At 51.2% G+C, this 21,054-nt stretch carries 14 protein-coding genes; all 14 read left to right on the top strand.

The window, feature by feature from the left end:
* The first annotated feature begins 17 nt into the window (after positions 1 to 17).
* The 14 genes from HMPREF9469_RS11250 (at position 18) to HMPREF9469_RS11185 (ending at position 20,975) form a co-directional block, all read left to right on the top strand.
* Positions 18 to 1,868 (top strand): ABC-F family ATP-binding cassette domain-containing protein, encoded by a 1,851-nt coding sequence (locus tag HMPREF9469_RS11250; RefSeq protein ID WP_007862020.1) that lies wholly within the window; start codon positions 18 to 20, stop codon positions 1,866 to 1,868.
* Between the two features lie 79 nt (positions 1,869 to 1,947).
* A complete protein-coding gene (dgoD, locus tag HMPREF9469_RS11245) occupies positions 1,948 to 3,099 on the top strand; it encodes a galactonate dehydratase (protein ID WP_007862018.1) in 1,152 nt (383 codons plus the stop codon).
* Positions 3,100 to 3,412: 313 nt separating this feature from the next.
* Positions 3,413 to 5,500 (top strand): hypothetical protein, encoded by a 2,088-nt coding sequence (locus tag HMPREF9469_RS11240; protein WP_007862013.1) that lies wholly within the window; start codon positions 3,413 to 3,415, stop codon positions 5,498 to 5,500.
* Positions 5,501 to 5,648: 148 nt separating this feature from the next.
* A complete protein-coding gene (locus HMPREF9469_RS11235) occupies positions 5,649 to 6,611 on the top strand; it encodes a M20/M25/M40 family metallo-hydrolase (RefSeq protein ID WP_040416168.1) in 963 nt (320 codons plus the stop codon).
* 198 nt (positions 6,612 to 6,809) lie between these two features.
* Positions 6,810 to 9,518 (top strand): cation-translocating P-type ATPase, encoded by a 2,709-nt coding sequence (locus HMPREF9469_RS11230; protein ID WP_007862010.1) that lies wholly within the window; start codon positions 6,810 to 6,812, stop codon positions 9,516 to 9,518.
* A gap of 262 nt (positions 9,519 to 9,780) precedes the next feature.
* Entirely contained in the window at positions 9,781 to 10,677 is an 897-nt protein-coding gene (locus HMPREF9469_RS11225; RefSeq protein WP_007862009.1) for a fumarylacetoacetate hydrolase family protein, read from the top strand.
* A gap of 37 nt (positions 10,678 to 10,714) precedes the next feature.
* Complete coding sequence (locus tag HMPREF9469_RS11220) at positions 10,715 to 11,179, top strand: methylglyoxal synthase (protein ID WP_007862008.1); 465 nt, start codon at positions 10,715 to 10,717, stop codon at positions 11,177 to 11,179.
* A 55-nt stretch (positions 11,180 to 11,234) separates the two neighbouring features.
* Complete coding sequence (glgB, locus tag HMPREF9469_RS11215) at positions 11,235 to 13,961, top strand: 1,4-alpha-glucan branching protein GlgB (protein ID WP_007862007.1); 2,727 nt, start codon at positions 11,235 to 11,237, stop codon at positions 13,959 to 13,961.
* Between the two features lie 100 nt (positions 13,962 to 14,061).
* On the top strand, positions 14,062 to 15,627 hold the full coding sequence (locus HMPREF9469_RS11210) for a sensor histidine kinase (protein WP_007862005.1): 1,566 nt from the start codon (positions 14,062 to 14,064) through the stop codon (positions 15,625 to 15,627).
* A 90-nt stretch (positions 15,628 to 15,717) separates the two neighbouring features.
* Entirely contained in the window at positions 15,718 to 16,509 is a 792-nt protein-coding gene (locus HMPREF9469_RS11205) for a response regulator transcription factor (RefSeq protein WP_040416160.1), read from the top strand.
* Positions 16,510 to 16,700: 191 nt separating this feature from the next.
* Positions 16,701 to 17,810 (top strand): TRAP transporter substrate-binding protein, encoded by a 1,110-nt coding sequence (locus tag HMPREF9469_RS11200; RefSeq protein ID WP_007861998.1) that lies wholly within the window; start codon positions 16,701 to 16,703, stop codon positions 17,808 to 17,810.
* A gap of 73 nt (positions 17,811 to 17,883) precedes the next feature.
* Positions 17,884 to 18,408, top strand: a complete 525-nt coding sequence (locus HMPREF9469_RS11195) for a TRAP transporter small permease (RefSeq protein ID WP_007861997.1) — start codon at positions 17,884 to 17,886, stop codon at positions 18,406 to 18,408.
* Positions 18,408 to 19,712 carry a TRAP transporter large permease gene (locus HMPREF9469_RS11190; RefSeq protein WP_007861995.1) on the top strand — a complete coding sequence of 435 codons (1,305 nt, stop codon included), beginning with the start codon at positions 18,408 to 18,410 and terminating at the stop codon, positions 19,710 to 19,712. Before HMPREF9469_RS11195 ends, HMPREF9469_RS11190 begins: the two co-directional genes overlap by 1 nt.
* A 246-nt stretch (positions 19,713 to 19,958) precedes the next feature.
* Positions 19,959 to 20,975: a TRAP transporter substrate-binding protein gene (locus HMPREF9469_RS11185; protein ID WP_007861993.1), complete on the top strand. Its 1,017-nt coding sequence runs from the start codon at positions 19,959 to 19,961 to the stop codon at positions 20,973 to 20,975.
* The last annotated feature ends 79 nt before the right edge of the window (positions 20,976 to 21,054 follow it).

The raw sequence follows: 21,054 nt of genomic DNA, 5'->3' as shown, positions 1-21,054 counted from the left end.
GAAAAGGAACAATTCATATGAATCTGGTTACAATAGAACATTTATCAAAATCATATACGGAACGGCTGCTGTTTGACGACACGGCATTTTCCATCAACGAAGGGGAAAAGGTGGGCCTTATTGGGATCAACGGCACAGGAAAGTCCACCCTTCTCAAGATTGTGGCAGGGCTGGAAGAGCCGGACGAAGGAACGGTGGTAAGAGGGAGGAACCTGTATATACGCTACCTGCCCCAGATACCGGAATTCACGGAAGGGGACACGGTCATAGAGAGCATCCTGCGGGACAATGCAGGGGAATCCCATTACAGCTCCAGGGAAGAAATGCAGGCAACGGCCAAGAGCATGCTCAATGAGCTGGGAATCCGGGACCATGACGCCAAGGTGGAGACCTTGTCAGGGGGACAGAGAAAGCGTGTGGCCCTTGCCGGCGTGCTGATGAGCCGGGCGGAGCTTTTGATCCTGGACGAGCCCACCAACCATCTGGACAGCGCTATGGCAGACTGGCTGGAGGAGTATCTGAAGAACTTCCGCGGCGCTCTTCTTATGATCACCCATGACAGATACTTTCTGGACAGCGTGGTAAACCGGATCGTGGAGCTGGACAAAGGAAAACTGTACAGCTACCAGGGAGGATACGAGTCCTTTCTGGGGCTGAAGGCAGACCGGCTGGAGATGGCGGAGGCCACGGAGCGCAAGCGCCAGACCATCCTGCGCAGGGAGATCGCATGGATCCAGAGAGGGGCCAGGGCGCGGTCCACCAAACAGAAGGCCCATATACAGCGCTATGAGGACCTGCGGGACCAGAAGGGGCCGGAGTATGACAGGAATGTGGAGCTGGAGTCCATTGCCAGCCGCCTGGGCCGGACAACAGTTGAGGTGAGGGATCTTAGCAAGGCGTATGGGGACAAGGTGCTGATGAAGGATTTCACCTACATTTTCCTGAAAAGCGACCGTGTGGGGATCGTAGGACCCAATGGAAGCGGGAAGTCCACTCTGATGAAGATCATAGCCGGATGGGTAGAGCCTGATTCCGGTACGGTGGAAATTGGACAGACCGTGAAGATGGGGTATTTCTCACAGGAAAATGAGGCCATGGATGAGAGCCTGAAGGTGATCGACTATATTAAAAATGTGGCAGAGTATGTAAAGACAAAGGACGGCAGCATCAGCGCCAGCCAGATGCTGGAGCGTTTTTTATTTCCTTCCAGCATACAGTATACGACCATCAGCCGCCTGTCCGGCGGTGAGAGGCGCCGCCTTTACCTGCTGCGCATCCTGATGGAAGCCCCCAATGTGATCCTTCTGGATGAGCCGACCAATGACCTGGATATCCAGACACTGACCATACTGGAGGACTATCTGGATACATTTGCGGGCATTGTGATCACCGTATCCCATGACAGGTATTTCCTGGACCGTGTGGTAAACCGGATCTTTGCATTTGAGGGACAGGGGATTGTCACCCAATATGAGGGCGGTTTTACGGATTACCAGAAGGCCAGTCTGCGGCGGGGGGCAAATGCCCGGGACGCAGGGGACGGGAATGTGACCGGACAGGACCAGGAGGACACTGAGGCGTCCCAGGCAGTGAACCGGAACAACTGGAAAGACAGCCAGTCGGCCCCCAAGAAACTGAAGATGTCCTTTAAGGAGCAGCGGGACTGGGAAACCATAGAGGAGGAGATCGCCGGTCTGGAGGCAGGGTTGGAGGAACTGGAAAAGGAGATACTGGGAGCTGCCAGCAATTATACCCGTCTCAATGAACTGATGGCGAAAAAGGCTTCCACGGAAGCCCGGCTGGAGGAGAAGATGGACAGGTGGATGTATCTCAATGAACTGATGGAAAAGATCGAAGCGCAGAAATAGGAGTCTCCCGGGATTCCGGACGCAAAAATGAGAGCGGGGGGATCCGAGAGTACACAATAAGGTAAAGGGGGAATTTACTGTGAAAATCACTAGCATGAATCTATATCAGGTGCCGCCCAGGTGGCTGTTTCTGGAGATTGAGACAGACGAGGGGATAACCGGTTGGGGCGAACCTGTGATCGAGGGAAGGGCCTCCATTGTCAAAACAGCAGTGGAGGATTTCAGCGGATACCTGATAGGAAAAGATCCTTTAAGGATCGAGGACCATTGGCAGGTCATGTACAGGGGCGGGTTTTACAGGGGCGGCCCGGAGGTGATGAGCGCCATTGCCGGCATTGACCAGGCATTATGGGACATTAAGGGGAAATATTACAATGCCCCCATCTATGAACTGCTGGGAGGAAGATGCAGGGACAGGCTGAGGGTGTACAGCTGGATCGGCGGAGACAGGCCTGAGGATGTGCGGCAGGGAGCCCTGAAACTCTATGAGACAGGATGCACGGCAGTAAAGATGAATGGCACAGAGGAAATGCACTATGTGGACAGCTATGAGAAGATCCAGGAGGTGGTGAACCGGGTGGCCTCCATCAGGGAAGCCCTGGGATATAAGATGGACATTGGAGTGGATTTCCACGGACGTGTACATAAGACCATGGCAAAAGTTCTGGCCAAAGAGCTGGAACCCTTTAAATTGATGTTTATAGAGGAGCCAGTGCTTTCCCAGAACAATGAGGCCCTGCGGGAGATTGCCGGACATACATCCACACCCATTGCCACCGGTGAGCGGATGTTCAGCAGGTGGGAGTTTAAGAACCTGCTCATGGATGGTTATGTGGACATTATTCAGCCGGATCTGTCCCATGCGGGGGGAATCAGTGAGGTGAAGAAGATTGCCGCCATGGCGGAGGCCTTTGACGTTGCGGTGGCGCCCCACTGTCCGCTGGGGCCAATTGCCCTGGCTGCCTGCGTCCAGCTGGACGCCTGCACTCCCAATGTGTTTATTCAGGAGCAGAGTCTGGGAATCCACTATAATAAAGAAGGGGCGGACCTGCTGGATTATCTTGTGGACCCGAATGTATTCAGATTCCATGACGGATTCATTGATATTCCGGGCGGCCCCGGTCTTGGAATCCAGCTGAATAAAGAAAAGATAGTGGAAGCAGCCAGGATCGGGCATAACTGGAAGAACCCTGTATGGCGCAATTATGACGGGACCATGGCCGAGTGGTGATTCTAAAGCCGCCATCCGATGTGAAAATGGGTGGAGGACCGGACGTATAAGCAAGCTTAACGCCCGCCTTTGCACCCATTTTCCCGCCTTTCTGAACTGTTACCCTCAGTGGACAAGGGGGATATACGCCCTTGTCCGCTGAGGGTACCTTTATTCTATGCAGTATAGAAGAACGATATAAGATGAAACCCGCTGTTTTGTTGACAAAGGGACAAAGTGAATATATACTTTTGTTATCGTGCATCATTATTTTTAGCGGATAATACCCTCAGCGGACAAGTGCACAGACAGTTAAGGAAAGGCGGTAGCTGATATGAAGGAGAGCTTTCAGATAGACAGGTCGGATGGGAAAATATACGCAATGGGTGTGACTGCTGTTGCCGGAGGCATGCATTTTTCCTTTGCATCCAAAGGCGCTCACTGTGCCCTTCTTCTGTTCAAAAAAGGTGCTGACACGCCTTTGGCAAGGATCGGGTTTCAGGATTCCATGAGGACGGGGGATGTGTGGAGCGTTACTGTTCTGGGGGATTTTGACGGACTGGAATATGTCTATGAGGTGGATGGTCTGGAGGTCCCGGATCCCTATGGAACGCGGTTTACCGGCAAGGAACATTGGGGAAGTATGGAGCGTCTGGGAAAACCGGTGCGCACCCCGGTGGAGGGAACGGATGGGACCTATGACTGGGAGGAAGACCGGCTTCCGCAGATCCCTTATGAGGAATGCATTATCTACCGCATCCATCCAAGGGGATTTACAAAACATCCGTCCTCAGGAGTGGAGCAGGCAAAGAGGGGAACCTTTGCGGGTATTGTGGACAAGATCCCATATCTTAAGGAGCTGGGAGTCACCACCCTGGAGATCATGCCTCCTGTGGAATTTGAGGAGATCATCATGCCTGAGCGTGGGGACAGCCCCTTTGGGCCGGAAAAGCCGGACGGCAGGCTGAATTACTGGGGGTACGGCCGCGGTTATTCCTTTGCACCCAAAAGCTCCTACTGCAGCGGCGCCGTGAAGCAGCCCATAAAGGAATTTAAGGATATGGTTAAGGCTCTGCACAAAGCAGGGCTGGAGCTGGTGATGGAACTGTTTTTTGACGGCAGGGAGGCGCCGTCCCATGTGCTGGATGCGGTTCGCTACTGGGCCCAGGAATACCATGTGGACGGCGTCCATCTGGTGGGATCCGCTCCTTTAAAACTGCTGGGAGAAGATCCGTATCTGAGCAGGCTTAAGCTGTTTGCAGCAGGCTGGGATGGGGTGGAGCCGGGGGATGGAAAGCATTTGGCCCAGTATAATGACGGGTTTATGATGGACATGCGGGGATTCCTGAAAGGGGATGAGGGCCATATGAACCATCTGGCCTACCACACCCGCAACAATCCGGAAAAGGTGGGGGTCATCAATTACATGGCCAATACCAATGGATTCACCATGATGGACATGGTGTCCTACGACAGGAAACACAATGAGGCCAATGGGGAGGACAACCGGGACGGGACAGACTATAACCTGTCCTGGAACTGCGGCGAGGAAGGCCCCAGCAGGAAAAAGCGGATCGTGCAGATGCGGAGAAAGCAGCTGCGCAATGCCATGGTTCTTTTGTTCCTGAGCCAGGGCACGCCCCTTCTTATGGCAGGGGATGAGTTCGGACGGACTAAAAAGGGGAATAACAATTCCTACTGTCAGGACAATGAGATCTCCTGGGTTAACTGGAAGCTGCAGGATACCAACCGCGGCCTGTACCAGTTTGCCAGGTCCCTGATTGCTTTCAGAAAAGAGCATCCCATCTTCCACATGCCGAAGGAACCCGCTCTGCTGGACTATAATTCCGTGGGCCTGCCGGACGTGTCTTATCACGGCTTAAAGACATGGTGCCCCATGTTTGATAATTACTGCAGGCAGCTTGGAATCCTGTACTGCGGGAAGTATGGGAAAAAGGATGGGGCAGAGGACAATTATTTTTATGTGGCGTACAACATGTACTGGGAGCCATGTGAATTTGCCCTGCCAAATCTTCCTAAGGAACTTAAATGGTATGTGGCGCTGAATACGGATTCGGAACAGGGGATCTACCCCGAGGGCAGCGAGGCATTGCCGGACAGCCAGAAGCGCATGATGGTCATGGCCAGAAGCATCGTGGTGCTCATTGGCCGGGAGGGCGGCGACAGCCCGGACGGAACAAAGGAAATGCCGGATGCCGGGGCGGGAACAAAGCCCGGCGCAGAGCCCGGCGCAGAGCCAGGAGCAAAGCCAGGAGCAAAGTCAGGCGCAAAGCCCAAAGCAGAGCCAGGAACAAAGACAGGCGCAGGCCAGGGGACAGCTGCCGGAAAGGGCAGGAAAAGGTCAGGAAATACGAAGGGAGCAGATCACCATGTTAAATCAGGAAATACTCAGTTACATTGAAGCCCACAGCCAGGAGGCATATGAACTTCTGCTGACCCTGGCCAGGATCCCGGCGCCCTCCAACCATGAGGAGAAGCGGGCTGAATTTTGCAGGGACTGGCTGGCTGCCCAGGGCGCCCGGGGCGTGTATGTGGATGAGGCCCTCAATGTGGTATATCCCGTGGAGGCAGAGGGACCGGTAGAGGTCTATATGGCCCACACAGACGTGGTGTTTCCCGATACCCGGGAGCTTCCCCTAACGGTGGAAAACGGACGGATCTGCTGCCCCGGCGTGGGTGATGATACAGCCTGCCTGGTATGTCTTCTCATGGCTGCCAAGTATATTGCGGCCCATGTGGGAAAGCCTGAATGGGATGCGCTGCGCGGACAGGGAAAACCGGGACTGGTGCTGGTTTGCAATGCAGGCGAGGAGGGCCTTGGGAATCTGAAGGGCGTAAGAAAGATCTGTGAAACCTATGGAACAAGGATGGAATCCTTTTGTACCTTTGACAGTTCCCTGGATAAGATCGTAAACCAGGCTGTGGGCTCCAAGCGCTTTAAGGTGACGGTGTCCACCCGGGGAGGACATTCCTTCAGCGATTTTGGACAGGACAATGCCATTGCAAAGCTGGCGGGAATTGTGGTAAGGCTGTATGAGATCCAGGTTCCCGAGGGTCCGAGGACCACCTATAACGTGGGGCTCATATCCGGCGGCACTTCGGTAAATACCATTGCGCAGCAGGCGGAAGTGCTGTACGAGGTACGCTCCGAATCCAGGGAGAGCCTGGAGCTTATGGAAGGAAGGTTTACGTCCATCATTGAACAGGCAAGAGCGGAGGGACTGGATGTGTCCGTTGAGGTGATCGGCGTCAGGCCCTGCGGCGGTGATGTGGATCCGGATAAGGAGAAGGCATTGACAGACAGGGCCATGGAGGTGGTGCGCCAGGCCACGGGCAGTATGCCCAGGCGCGGTTCCGGCTCCACGGACTGCAACATTCCCCTTTCCCTGGGCATTCCCAGCGTATGCGTGGGATGCTATCGCGGGGAGGGCGCCCACACAAGGAGCGAGTATGTGGAGATCGATTCCCTGAAGCAGGGCTACCAGGTGGCTTTTGGTATGATCCTTGGGTGAGATGGGGAAGGCATTTTCTCCCTTTAACAGTGCCCTGCGCCCGTGAGATCCGCACAGTTGTGTACCAGTCATAATGATAATTTCCCCTACATAGATTTAGAGTGGGTACTCTTATGGAGTGCTCCCGGGAACCTGCAGGTTTCCGGGGGCATTTTTGTATCCTTATGTAATGCAGTACCAGGAAGAGGGGAGAGACAGATGGCAGATTGGTTTGAACTGTCAGAGACAGATGTGTTAGACAGCCTTGGCACGGGAAGGCAGGGGATCGGTGAGGACGAGGCTGAAAAAAGGCTTGGGACATATGGGGAAAATGTACTGCAGGAGAACGGAAAGCTTCAGTGGTGGCAGGTGTTCCTCTCCCAGTTTAAGGACCTGCTGGTCATTATCCTGATCGCAGCGGCAGCGGTTTCCATGCTGACCGGTGATCCCGAAAGCGCCATGGTCATATTTGCGGTTCTTCTTCTCAACGCGGTGCTGGGGACGGTCCAGCACCAGAAGGCAGAGAAGTCCTTGGACAGCTTAAAGCAGCTTTCTTCACCGGAAGCCAGGGTCATAAGGGAGGGCTTATTATGCATCATCCCATCATCCATGGTGGTTCCCGGGGACATCCTTATGCTGGAGACCGGTGATCTGGTGGCGGCGGACGGGCGCCTTCTGGAGGTCCATGGATTTACGGTCAATGAGAGTTCCCTGACCGGGGAGTCGCTGAGTGTGGAAAAGCATACCAGGGGAATTAAGAGCCAGGGCGGCGCAGTGGCTCTTGCGGACAGGACCAATATGGTCTTTTCCGGCTCCCTGGTGACTTCCGGAAGGGCCATGGCCGTGGTTACCGCCACGGGAATGGGCACGGAGATCGGAAAGATCGCCTCTCTGATGAATGACACCAAAGAGCAGAAGACGCCTCTCCAGGTGAGCCTGGACCGGTTTTCCGGCCGCCTTGCCATTGCTATCATAGCCATCTGCGGCCTGGTATTCCTTCTCAGCCTGTACCGCAGGGAGCCGGTGCTGGATGCCCTTATGTTTGCAGTGGCTCTGGCAGTGGCAGCGATTCCCGAGGCATTAAGCTCCATTGTGACCATTGTCCAGGCAATGGGGACCCAGAAGATGGCAAAGGAGCAGGCCATCATCAAGGATCTGAAGGCGGTGGAAAGCCTGGGATGCGTCTCTGTTATCTGCTCCGATAAAACGGGAACCCTGACCCAGAACAGGATGGATGTGGAGAAGGTTTATGTAAACCATACGGAGCAGGAGGTCAGATGGCTTGAAAAGAACAAGGCCAGGACCGATGTGAAAATGCTCCTGTACGGAGCCATGCTTAACAACAATGCATCCACTGGCAGCAGCCAGGACGAGGGGGATCCCATGGAGATAGCGCTGCTGCATATGGCCAGGGAAGCGGGTATGATACCGGAGCAGATACGGATGATGAGTCCCAGAAGAAGGGAAATCCCGTTTGATTCAGCCAGAAAGCTTATGACCACGGTCAATGAAGTTGAGGGTACGGATCTGATCTTTGTAAAAGGGGCGGTGGATGTGCTTTTAAAAAAGTGTACCAGGCTGGCCAATCCGGCGTCATCTTTCCCGGGCGGGGAGGGAAGTGCGGGCGCGGGGTCAAGTAACCCGGGAGGCGGCACCCCGGGCGGACCAATGGAAGCGCCAACCCCGGTTCCTTCCCGTATCCTGTCCTCCTCGGACCGTCAGAAGATTATGAACCAGAACGGGTCCTGGTCCTCTAAGGGCCTGCGGGTCCTGGCCTTGGCCTGCCGTCCCTACCAGTCGGCCAAAAAGAATGGGGAAGAGGAGGAGCTTATCTTTCTTGGCCTTGTGGCCATGATGGATCCTCCCAGACCGGAATCCAGGTCGGCAGTGGCCAGCGCCCGCCAGGCAGGGATCCGCCCGGTGATGATCACAGGGGACCACAAGGTGACAGCCATGGCCATAGCGGAACGGATCGGTATCCTGAACCCCGGTGACATGGCGGCCACGGGGGCGGAACTGGATCAGATGGGAGATGAGGATCTAAACCGCAGGCTGGAACATATTTCCGTGTATGCCAGGGTGTCCCCTGAACATAAGATACGTATTGTAAATGCCTGGCAGGGGCGCGGACATATCGTGGCCATGACCGGTGATGGGGTAAATGATGCCCCGGCCTTAAAAAAGGCGGATATCGGCGTGGCCATGGGGATTACGGGAACAGAGGTATCCAAGGACGCGGCTTCCATGATCCTGGCGGACGATAACTTTGCGACCATCATCAAGGCGGTAGCCAATGGAAGAAATGTATACCGCAATATAAAAAATGCCATCCAGTTTCTGCTGTCCGGCAATATGGCAGGTATCCTGTGTGTGCTCTACACTTCGCTTTTGGCCCTGCCGCTGCCGTTTGCGCCGGTGCATTTGCTGTTTATCAACCTGATCACGGATTCCCTTCCGGCAATCGCCATCGGCATGGAGCCGCCGGAGGAAGGGCTGTTAAAGGAACCTCCCAGGAATCCCAAGGAAGGCATACTTACCATTTCCTTTATCCGGGATATCCTGGTCCAGGGCGGCCTTATAGCAGCGGCCACCATGTGGGCGTACACCACAGGACTCCATGAGGGGGGGCCGGGAAGGGCCTGCACCATGGCTTTTTCCACCCTCACACTGGCCCGCCTGTTCCATGGATTTAATTGCAGGAGTGCCCATTCCATTATCCGGCTGGGGCTGGGAAGCAACCTGTACAGTGTGATGGCGTTCCAGCTGGGGGTTGTCCTGCTTGCAGCGGTCCTTTTTGTGCCGGGCCTGCAGATCATGTTCGCGGCAGCGGATCTGAGTCTGAGCCAGCTTTCCACCATTGTGGCGGCCGCGTTCCTGCCAACTTTGGTGATCCAGATCCATAAAATCTTAAAGGAATCCATCAGTTAATTAAGTTCCGATTCCTGAAATAATAGCAAAATCGTAGAAAAGTTGGTAAAAATGTGGTAGAGTAATCCTAGAGCGTGTTTGAAAATCCATTCCCGCAATGTGTGACGCACAGCTGTCAGAAAGAAATTTTCAGGCACGCTCTCGAAACAACTCCAGCAGGGCTGTCAGTCTTCTGGGCGGACATGGTACATGGTGGTTTGCACGGCTTTAATGGTCCGCCAAAGGCGCCGCAGCATTATGATGGGAGAATCAGGAGGGCATAATGAGACTTGTAACATACGAAATTGAACACAAATCCGGACTTGGTGTGATCAGCAGAGACGGCAGATGGATCTATCCCCTGGCATCGCTGGATATGGATTATAAGACCATGCAGGACCTGATCGAGAATATCAGTGATTCGGAGAAACAGCTGCTGGAGTATGCGTCCGGACAGGATCCCTATAAGATAAGGGGAGCCGCGCCTATAGATGAAGTACGGCTTCAGGCGCCGATCCCTTACCCCAGACAGGATGTGATCTGCCTGGGCATTAACTACATGGCCCATGCGGAGGAATCAGCCCGCTATAAAAAAGAAGAATTTGGAGGGGAAAGACCCTATGCCATCTATTTTTCAAAGAGGGTGAATAAGGCAACGGCTCCCGGCGAGGGGATCCCCAGCCACAGGAATATTGTGAATGACCTGGATTATGAGGCGGAGCTGGCAGTCATTATTGGAAAGAGAGCTGCCAATGTACCTGCCGAGGAGGTAAGGGATCATATATTTGGTTACACGATCATCAATGATGTCAGCGCCAGAACCCTTCAGACACAGCACAAGCAGTGGTATTTCGGCAAGAGCCTGGACGGATTTCTGCCCATGGGACCCTGCATCTCCACTGTGGACGAGCTGGCTTATCCCCCCCATGTACAGGTACAGTCCAGGGTAAACGGTGAACTGCGCCAGGACAGCAACACGGAACTTTTAATATTTGATATTGACCACATTGTCAGTGAGCTGTCACAGGGCATGACACTGCAGCCCGGGACCATCATTGCCACAGGCACGCCGGCCGGAGTGGGCATGGGCTTTAACCCGCCCAAGTTCTTAAAACCGGGGGATGTGGTGGAGTGCACCATTGAGGGCATCGGAACCATTGCCAATCAGGTAGTGGATTAAAGTATGTCTGAAGCGCGACAAAAAGGAGAACATGACTATGGATTATTTACCAATGACAATACGCAAACAAAAGAATATAGCCCTGATCGCCCACGACCAGAAAAAGAAGGAGCTGATCAGCTGGTGTAATGAGCACAAGGATATCCTGTCAAAGCATTTCCTGTGCGGAACAGGTACCACGGCCCGTATGATCACGGACAATACCGATCTCCCTGTAAAGGGATACAACAGTGGTCCTCTGGGCGGCGACCAGCAGATAGGAGCAAAGATCGTGGAGGGGAAAATTGACTTTGTAATCTTTTTTTCCGATCCTTTGACAGCACAGCCCCACGATCCTGATGTGAAGGCATTGCTGCGGATCGCCCAGGTTTATGATATTCCCATTGCCAATAATAAAGCAAGCGCGGATTTTATGATCACCTCTCCTCTTATGGATGAAGAATATGAGCATGATGTGGTGAATTTTAAGCAGAATATAACTGAGAGGGCAAACACGCTGTAGTATTGCCTGAAGCCGTGGCCAAACGGCAGATTAAGCAGATAAGGGGGCACATATTATGGAACAGAACTTATACGATTTGATGGATTGGGCGGGAATAGAGGAACTGGTGTATTCAGAATCCTCCAATCCCCACGGTATGCTGGGGCCCCATTTGACGGAATCCGGGCTGTTGATTCAGGCATTGATCCCAACAGCGGCGGAGATAACCGTAAAGATTTCATCCACCGGAAAGAAATATTCCATGGAAATGGCTGATGATGCCGGATTTTTTGCAGTGCTGGTGCCCAGAAAGAGCCTGGTGCCCTATACGCTGCTTGTGACGTATGACAATGGTACAAAGGAAGAACTCCAGGATCCATACGCATTTGGGGCCCAGTATACACAGGAAGACTTAAAGAAATTTGAAGCAGGCAACCATTATTCCATCTACGATAAGATGGGGGCGCATCCCATGACCATTAACGGTGTGTCAGGCGTGTATTTTTCCGTATGGGCGCCCTGTGCCATGCGCGTCAGTGTGGTAGGCGATTTCAACCTCTGGGATGGAAGGCGCCATCAGATGCGCCGAGTGGGCGAAGGAGAGGGCAGTGTATTTGAGCTGTTCATACCCGGTCTGGAGACGGGAGCAATCTACAAATATGAGATCAAGACAAAGGCCGGCCTTCCCATGCTGAAAGCGGATCCCTATGGAAATTACAGTGAGCTGCGCCCCAACAATGCATCTGTTGTATGGGACATCAACCAGTATCAGTGGAATGACAGGGAGTGGATGGACAAGCGGGCTAAAACAGATACAAAGGACAAGCCCCTGAATATTTACGAGGTCCATCTTGGTTCCTGGATCAGGAAGGATACTGCAAAGGATGAGTCAGGGGAAAATGTTGTGGGCTCCGAGTTCTATAATTACAGGGAGATCGCAGTTCGCCTGGCGGAATATGTAAAGGAAATGGGTTACACCCATGTGGAGCTGATGCCGGTGATGGAGCATCCCCTGGATGAGTCCTGGGGATATCAGGTGACCGGATACTATTGTCCGACCAGCCGCTATGGGACACCGGATGACTTTATGTATTTTATGGATTATATGCATGGACAGGGTATTGGAGTCATATTAGACTGGGTACCGGCCCATTTTCCGCGTGATGCTTATGGAATGGCTGCATTTGACGGCACATGCGTGTATGAGCATATGGATCCGCGCAAAGGTGCACATCCACACTGGGGGACCCTGATCTACAATTATGGCCGCCCCGGCGTGTCCAATTTCCTCATAGCCAATGCACTGTTCTGGACGGAAAAATACCATGTTGATGGAATCCGCATGGATGCAGTGGCTTCCATGCTGTATCTGGACTATGGAAAGAATGACGGGGAATGGGTGCCCAATCTATATGGGGGCAATGAGAACCTGGAGGCTATGGAATTCCTGAGACACTTGAATACAGTATACAGAGAGAGGGGAAATGGCGCGGTCATTATAGCCGAGGAGTCCACGGCATGGCCTAAGATAACAGGCAATCCAAAGGACGGCGGACTTGGATTTGATTATAAATGGAACATGGGCTGGATGAACGATTTTACCAACTATATGCACTGCGATCCGTTTTTCAGGAAGAACAATTATGGGGAGCTGACATTTTCCATGCTGTATGCGTACAGCGAGGACTTTGTCCTGGTATTCTCCCATGACGAGGTGGTGCACGGAAAAGGTTCCATGATTGGCAAAATGCCAGGAGATACCCTGGAAAAACAAGCGGAAAACCTGCGTGTTGCCTATGCATTTATGATGGGACATCCAGGCAAGAAGCTGCTGTTTATGGGACAGGAGTACGCCCAGCTGAGAGAGTGGAACGAGGGCGCTTCCCTGGATTGGGATCTGCTTGAGGTTCCTGTGCACAAGAACATGCGGGATTATGTGAAGGTTTTGAACCGGCTGTATCTGGAGCATCCCGCCCTGTATGAGACTGATTATGACCCGGATGGCTTTGAGTGGATCAACTGCAGCTATCAGGAAGAGAGCATGGTCATGTTTACCCGCAGAAGCAAGGATTCAGGGGAAACCCTGCTGCTGGTGTGCAACTTTGACAATGTGGACCATGAAAAATTCCGCGTAGGCGTACCCTTTGAAGGCAAATATAAAGAAATTTTCAACAGTGATGCAAAGGAGTTCGGCGGCACAGGCAAGGTCAACGGCCGTGTCAAGATTTCCAAGAAGGTGGAGTGGGACGAGAAGGAAAATTCCATCGAAATCCACATTGCTCCCATGAGCGTCAGCATCTATACCTGTACACCGGAACCAAAGGCAAAGAAAGCGGACACTGGGAAGACGGATACCGGGAAAATGAGTGCCGGGAAAGCAAGTGCCGGGAAAACAAGCGCTGGTAAGACAAGTACCGGGAAAACATCTGGAAAAAAGGTGGAGGCAGTAAAGGGGGAGCAGGCTGTCCAAACGGTTGTCCCGGAAAATGCGAAACCGGCTTCCAAGGAAACTGCTCCGGTAAAAGAGAAGCCGGGGGACCTTCCTGAGAAGAAGGAGGAAGTGAAAAGACTGACCACCTCCAAGACGGAGCCAAAGCAAATATCCACTAAAAAGACCGAGGCCAAGCAGATATCCACTAAAAAGACGGAGCCAAAGCAGATATCCACTAAAAAGACCGAGGCCAAGCAGATATCCACCAAAAAGACGGAGCCAAAGCAGATATCCACAGCTAAGGCAGAACCGCATAAATTGGAAACCTCCAGGAAGGAACCTCATAAGCTGGAGGATAAGAAAACAGAATAAATACCAGGTAATACCATTGGGAGCGCGGGCCGCAGGCTTTGCGCTCTCTTATGATTTATGGTATACTGTGACAGAAAGCAGTATACTATGGGGGGCGGAAATGTTTGGGTATGTAAGAAATTTATGGTTAACAATCTCCCTGAAGAAAAAGTTGGGAGCATTTTCTATTATTGTCATACTTGTTATGGGGCTGTCCATATCCTTTAACATACTTGTCATGAATTTTTCCCTGAATAGTTTTAATGTCATATTAAACGACAACTCCCTTTGCTATGAAGTACAGGAAGCGCTGGAGCATGAAGCGGCTGTTTTCCAGGAATATGTGAGGGACCGTTCCTGGGAAAAGGCCAGGGAATACAGGCTGGCCTGTTTCAGGACAGAGGATAGCATCAGGAATCTGCCCTTTGATCACACTTCCATCAGCTCAGAACGGTATGCACGTACCTGGAACTTAAAGAATGGCTATGAAGGATACTGTGAATTCAGGGATCATGTGGCGTCCATGAATCCCGAGGATGCAAATTATGTGAACCTGTTATATCAGGTATATGATATGCAGGGTTATCTTCAGACCTATGCCAGAAGGCTGATGCAGGCTACCCTAAAGGAGGGTAAAAGCAGCTACCAGCAAAAGGCTCCTGTGCTCTATTACATTCCATATATGATCATGGCATATTCGATCCTTATGATCATCACTGTAATCTGCCTGACCAAGCTATTGGCCAATACCCTGATCAACCCTATGGTCAGACTGGCCCACTGTTCCCGTAAAATTGCCAGAAATGACTTTAGCGGCAAGGATGTGACGGTTGAGAATAAGGATGAGATGGGGGAACTGGTCAGGGCTTTTAACAAGATGAAACATGCAACAGAAAGGTATATTAACACCCTGATGGAGAAAAATCAGATGGCGGAGCGTCTTCATAAAGAGGAGATGGACCGTATCGAGATGGAAAAACGCCTGGATGCCGCCCGCCTGGAGCTGCTAAAGAGTCAGATTAATCCGCATTTCCTGTTTAATACCCTGAACATGATCGCGTGCATGGCTAAGCTGGAGGAAGCGGATACCACGGAGCGCATGATATCCAGTATGAGCAACCTGTTCCGGTACAACCTTAAGACCTCTGAGCAGATCGTGCCTTTGGGACAGGAACTGAAGGTGGTTCAGGATTATATGTACATTCAGCAGATGCGCTTTGGAACCAGGATCGTATATGAAAGCAGGCTGGATGTGGATGAAGAGGAGACCATGATACCGGCGTTTACCCTTCAGCCCATTGTGGAAAATGCAATTATCCACGGACTGTCCAAAAAGGAGCAGGGGGGAAGGATCTGTCTGAAGGTATGGAGAAAGGATGAAAATGTCATTATATCCGTGGCCGACACCGGGGTGGGGATCAATGAGCAGAGGCTGGAGGAACTGAGGTCCGCTTTAACAGAGCGTGGAACGGCCAGGATCGGAATTGGGCTTGGAAATATATACCACAGGATCCAGGCAATGTACCACGGCGGGGATTTCAGGATATACAGCAAGGAAGGAAAGGGGACTGTGGTGCAGGTGGTGATACCACAGACAGAACACATGGACAGCGGGCTGAAGACAGAACACACGGACAGCGGGCTGAAGACAGAATATATGGAGAGTGGTCCGCAGACAGCGGAATAGCAGAAAGCATAATAATGGGAAATTGGTATGGGAAATAAGTGGTGGGAAATAGGATAACGGCAAACAGGATAACAGGAAATGGGGGAACATATGCTGCGTTTATTGATAGCTGATGATGAGATGATAGAGCGGAAAGTGCTACATAAGACCCTTCAGAAAAATGTTGGGGACCGGTGCATTATTTTCCAGGCTGAGAACGGCCGGGAGGCACTTAAGATATATGAGGAAGAAAAAATCCAGATAGCAATCCTGGATATTGAGATGCCGGGGGTCAATGGAATCGAGACTGCCCAGCAGATCCGTGAAACGGACAAGGAGTGCTGTATCATATTCCTCACTGCCTATGATGAGTTTAATTATGCAAAAAAGGCCATCACGGTCCGGGCGCTGGACTATTTGCTAAAGCCCTATGATGAACAGGAGCTCATGCTTGTGGTAGAGGAAGCGATCCGCCTTGCATCCGAGTACCAGGCTAACAGGATACTCAAGGAAGAACTGACTGAGACCCCTATGCCGGCCGGAGAGGAAGCCGAGGATGGGGGGCAGATCCGCCTATCTAAGGTGACGGAGATCATCAGCCTTTATATTGAGGAAAACTATAGGTTGGATATCTCCATGCAGGATTTGGCCAGGCATATGAATTATTCTGAGGCGTACTTCTGCAAGCTGTTTAAACAGTGCTTTCATAAAAATTTTACAGCCTATCTGACGGAATACAGGGTGGAGAAGGCGAAAGGGCTGTTGGCCCAGCCCACTGTTAATGTAAAAGATATTGGGAAAGCAGTGGGATATGGGGATTCCAATTATTTTGCAAAAGTGTTCAAACGCATAACAGGACAGAGCCCTACGGAATATAGATTGTGCATTTTCCAAAAGATATAAAGGTAATATGGTAAAGTTTTGTACAACATATACATAAATAAAATGTTAAGATTGGTTAAAATCGTACTATGATTCACAAAAATTTACTATGTTCAGAATAAGATTTTCCTCTTATAATTTAATTAGCGTTAAGAAAACGTAAAACTTTTCTGAAAAAGCATAAAGAATGTATTAAGAGGAGGAAATGTTACATGAAAAAAAGATGGATTAGCGCAACAATGTGTGCAGTAATGGTAGCTGGTTCCCTGGCAGGCTGCGGTCTGAAGACCCCGGATGCACCAACCACAACTGCAGCAGCTGCAACTGAGGCAGCCACAACCGCGGCTGAGAACAAAGATGCAGATGCAACAACTGAGGCAGCAGCTGATACAAGCGATATGCCTGAGATCACCCTGGTAATGGCAGAGGTTAACCCCCTGGATACCATTGTAGGCCAGACAGACAGCAAATTTAAAGAGACCGTTGAGGAATTGTCCGGCGGTAAGATTAAGATCGATCTTCAGGCCAGCGGTGTTCTTGGTTCTGAGAATGATGTTCTGGATACCATGCTGGGCGGCGGCGGAACCATTGATATTTCACGTATCTCCGCATTTGCCCTTACAAGCTATGGTGCTGAGAAATCCGTACTTCTGTCCATACCTTATACATTTGCCAACCGTGACCATTTCTGGAATTTTGCAGACAGTGATCTGGCTCCTGAATTCCTCATGGAACCCCACGACAATGGACTGGGCGTAAGAGGTCTGTTCTATGGCGAGGAAGGTTTCCGTCACTTCTTCACAGTTAAGGAAGTAAATGGCTTAGAGGATCTGAAGGGAATGAAGTTACGTGTGTCCAACGACCCGATCATGAACGGTATGGTTAACGGACTTGGTGCAAGCCCAACGGTTGTATCCTTTAACGAACTGTACTCCGCGCTTCAGACCGGTGTTGTTGACGGTGCTGAGCAGCCAATCGCTAACTATAAGTCCAATGCATTCCAGGAGGTTGCTCCAAACCTGATCCTTGACGGACATACACTTGGCGCCATCCAGGTGATCATCACGGATGAGGCATGGGATAAGCTGACAGAGGCGCAGCAGAATATCCTGATGGAAGCAGGTAAGGTTGCATCTGAGTTTAACAGAACCATTTCTGAGGAAGCTGAGAATAAAGTGCTTGATGAGTTAAAGGCTGATGGAATCAATGTAGTTGAAGTTCCTGATATCAAACCATGGCAGGATGCTTGTAAGGATATTATTGAGTCTTCCACAAAGGATCAGGCTGAGCTGTATCAGCAGCTTCTTGACATGAACAAATAATTAAACGGCAACCATGACAGGCACAGGGAAAGTGAGACCACTCTGTGCCTGTGTTATTGAAAGGGGAATCAATATGCCATCAATATTTCAAAAGATTGACAGAATCAAACCTGCATATGACATGACATACCAAGCCGTGATGTTTCTCTGCAAGGTGCTTCTGGTAGTGGATATCCTTATCACAAGTATGGCGGTTGCAGGAAGATACATACCGTTTATTCCTGACCCGGCATGGAGCGAGGAAGTGGTCCTTACCTGTATGTCCTATATGGCGGTGCTTTCTGCCGCCCTTGCGATCAGAAGAGGGGCACACATCCGCATGACAGCATTTGACCAGTATCTGCCTGCAAAGGTTGTGAAAAGCCTGGATATCATTGCCGATCTGGCAGTGCTTGCACTTGCGCTCATCATGATCACCGTGGGCTGGAAGTATGCTACGGGAATCGGTTCCAAGGGGACTTACGTAAGTATGCCCAAGCTCTCACGCTTCTGGATGTATTTCCCGGTACCTTTAGCCGGTGTGGCAATGCTGGTTTTTGAGATAGAGGCTTTGTATAATCATGTAAAGGGATTTTTTGTAAAGGAGGGAATGGAATAATGGATGCAAACAGTATGGCAATTCTGATTTTGCTAGGAAGTTTCTTCCTGATGGTATTTCTGCGTTTCCCCATCGCTTATGCGGTTGCGCTGTCTTCTGTGTTCTGCCTTCTGTATCAGGGGCATAACCTGACAACTATCTGCCAGCAGATGGTAAAAGGCATCAGCTCCTTCAGCCTTATGGCAGTTCCCTTCTTTATTACCATGGGCTGCCTTATGGGATCCGGAGGAATTTCCGAAAAGCTGATCGCTTTGGCTAATGCATGTGTTGGCTGGATGCGCGGCGGCATGGCAATGGTCAATATTGTTGCCTCCTATTTCTTCGGAGGTATTTCCGGGTCTGCAGCGGCGGATACGGCTTCCCTGGGTTCCATCCTTATTCCTATGATGGTAGATCAGGGATATGATGATGACTTTTCAACCGCTGTTACGATCACATCCTCATGCGAGGGTCTTCTGGTTCCCCCAAGCCACAACATGGTTATCTACGCAACCACGGCTGGAGGCATTTCCGTGGGAAGCCTTTTCCTTGCAGGATATATTCCGGGAGCACTTCTGGCTGTTTCACTGATGATCGGCTCCTATATCATCTCTGTTAAGCGCAATTATCCCAAGGGGGAGAAGTTCAGCATTATCAATCTTATCAAACAGCTGAGCGTGTCCTTCTGGGCTCTGGCCGCTGTGCTGATCGTTGTGTTCGGCGTTGTGGGCGGTGTGTTTACAGCAACGGAGTCTGCCGCGGTCGCTGTTATCTACAGCCTGATCGTCAGCGTATTTGTTTACAGGGGACTTGACTGGAAGGGTGTATGGAGAGTCCTTGGGGACTGTGTGGATACCTTGTCCATCGTTATGATCCTGATCGCAACCTCCAGTATCTTCGGATTTTGTCTGACCCAGCTGCATGTGCCGGTTCTGGCTGCCAGTGCGATCACAGGTGTTACCAACAACCCGATCATTCTGGCCCTGCTGCTGAACCTGATCCTGTTGGTCCTGGGATGCATCATGGATATGGCGCCCATTATTCTGATCGCAACGCCTATCCTGCTTCCTATCGCAACCTCCATTGGCCTGGATCCTATCCAGTTCGGTATTATGGTGGTGCTTAACTGCGGTATCGGCCTTCTGACACCTCCTGTAGGAGCAGTACTTTTTATCGGTTCCGCTGTGGCTAAGGTGCCCATGGAGCGTGTGGTTAAGGCTACTCTTCCATTTTACCTGTGCATGATTATCACACTGCTTTTGATTACTTTTATACCGGCTGTCAGCATGTGGCTGCCTAATGTTCTGGGCGGTATGGCTAAGTAAGGGTACATAGCGAGAGTATCAATAAGATTATGAAATATCTCCAGCCATTTGAATTTGGCTGGAAATATTTTTATACACGAACAGTATCTGTATCTTCACGCTCCATCAATTGACAGGTATAATTATATGGACAAATATGATATGATAGGAAACGGACTGAGTGATATTTGTACAAAAGGTTATATTTATAATAAGGGCATTATCTATAATAGATGTCAGGCAGGGTAAGGCAAGGAGGGTGAGTGTTTGAAAGGTAACGTGTTGTTTGGTGTGCTGTGTGTATTGGCAGCTGCGGTGACTGCCTGCAGCAGCGGGAAGGGCAAGGCCCAGTCCCAGGCGCCGGAGTTTGTCCTGACCTATGCTGAGAATCAGGCAGAGGACTATCCTACCACCCAGGGGGCGTATAAGTTCGCGGAACTGGTCAGGGAAAGGACCGGGGGAAGGATCGAGATCCAGGTCAATGCAGAGGCTGTGCTGGGAGATGAAAAGACAGTAATCGAGCAGCTGCAGTTTGGCGGCGTTGATTTCGCGCGTGTCTCCCTTTCGCCATTGGCAGAGTTTGTGCCCAAGCTCAATGTTCTCCAGATGCCGTATCTGTACACGGGGCGGGAACACATGTGGAGGGTATTGGAGGGACCTATCGGCGATGATTTTATGAATTCCTTTGACGGCTCCAATCTGGTGGCGCTGTCCTGGTATGATGCCGGTGCCAGAAGTTTCTATAATACCGGCCGTCCCATTGAAACACTGGAGGACATGAGAGGGCTTAATATCCGTGTCCAGGAATCGGAGTTGATGATGGATACCATAGAAGCCCTTGGGGCGACACCGGTACCTACTGCATTCGGGGATGTGTACTCCGGACTTCAGACCGGTAAAATCGATGGGGCTGAGAACAACTGGCCTTCCTATGAATCCACCAGGCATTATGAGGTGGCCAGGTATTTTACCCTGGATGAGCATACCAGAGTGCCTGAACTCCAGCTGGCGGCTCAGCCCACATGGGATAAGCTTTCACCGGAATATCAGGATATCATCAGGGAGTGCGCCCAGGAATCAGCTCAATATGAGCGCCAGCTGTGGGCAGCGCGGGAAAAGGTTTCGGAGAGCATTGTACGAAAAGCAGGCTGTATCGTGACCGAACTTTCACCTGAGGAAAAGGCCAGGTTCCAGGAGGCAGCAGCCCCCATGTATGAAAAATACTGCTCTGAGTACGTGGATATTATCGATGCCATCATGGAAGCCGGGGATGACGGGGAATAGTAGGGCGGAGAACATAGATAAAGGAAATGGAACGGAGATCATATGTAATATCACAATATAATATAAAAAGGCCATGGCT

Origin of the sequence: [Clostridium] citroniae WAL-17108 (genome assembly GCF_000233455.1) — a bacterium.
GTDB lineage: Bacteria > Bacillota > Clostridia > Lachnospirales > Lachnospiraceae > Enterocloster > Enterocloster citroniae.
This window is presented reverse-complemented; position numbering and strand designations above follow the sequence as displayed.

Bases quoted from the DNA above. Each gene is read 5' to 3' on its own strand.
- HMPREF9469_RS11250 (WP_007862020.1), top strand. From the start codon at position 18: ATGAATCTGGTTACAATAGAACATTTATCAAAATCATATACGGAACGG.
- HMPREF9469_RS11240 (WP_007862013.1), top strand. From the start codon at position 3,413: ATGAAGGAGAGCTTTCAGATAGACAGGTCGGATGGGAAAATATACGCA.
- HMPREF9469_RS11230 (WP_007862010.1), top strand. From the start codon at position 6,810: ATGGCAGATTGGTTTGAACTGTCAGAGACAGATGTGTTAGACAGCCTT.
- HMPREF9469_RS11225 (WP_007862009.1), top strand. From the start codon at position 9,781: ATGAGACTTGTAACATACGAAATTGAACACAAATCCGGACTTGGTGTG.
- HMPREF9469_RS11220 (WP_007862008.1), top strand. From the start codon at position 10,715: ATGGATTATTTACCAATGACAATACGCAAACAAAAGAATATAGCCCTG.
- glgB (WP_007862007.1), top strand. From the start codon at position 11,235: ATGGAACAGAACTTATACGATTTGATGGATTGGGCGGGAATAGAGGAA.
- HMPREF9469_RS11210 (WP_007862005.1), top strand. From the start codon at position 14,062: ATGTTTGGGTATGTAAGAAATTTATGGTTAACAATCTCCCTGAAGAAA.
- HMPREF9469_RS11205 (WP_040416160.1), top strand. From the start codon at position 15,718: ATGCTGCGTTTATTGATAGCTGATGATGAGATGATAGAGCGGAAAGTG.
- HMPREF9469_RS11200 (WP_007861998.1), top strand. From the start codon at position 16,701: ATGAAAAAAAGATGGATTAGCGCAACAATGTGTGCAGTAATGGTAGCT.
- HMPREF9469_RS11195 (WP_007861997.1), top strand. From the start codon at position 17,884: ATGCCATCAATATTTCAAAAGATTGACAGAATCAAACCTGCATATGAC.
- HMPREF9469_RS11190 (WP_007861995.1), top strand. From the start codon at position 18,408: ATGGATGCAAACAGTATGGCAATTCTGATTTTGCTAGGAAGTTTCTTC.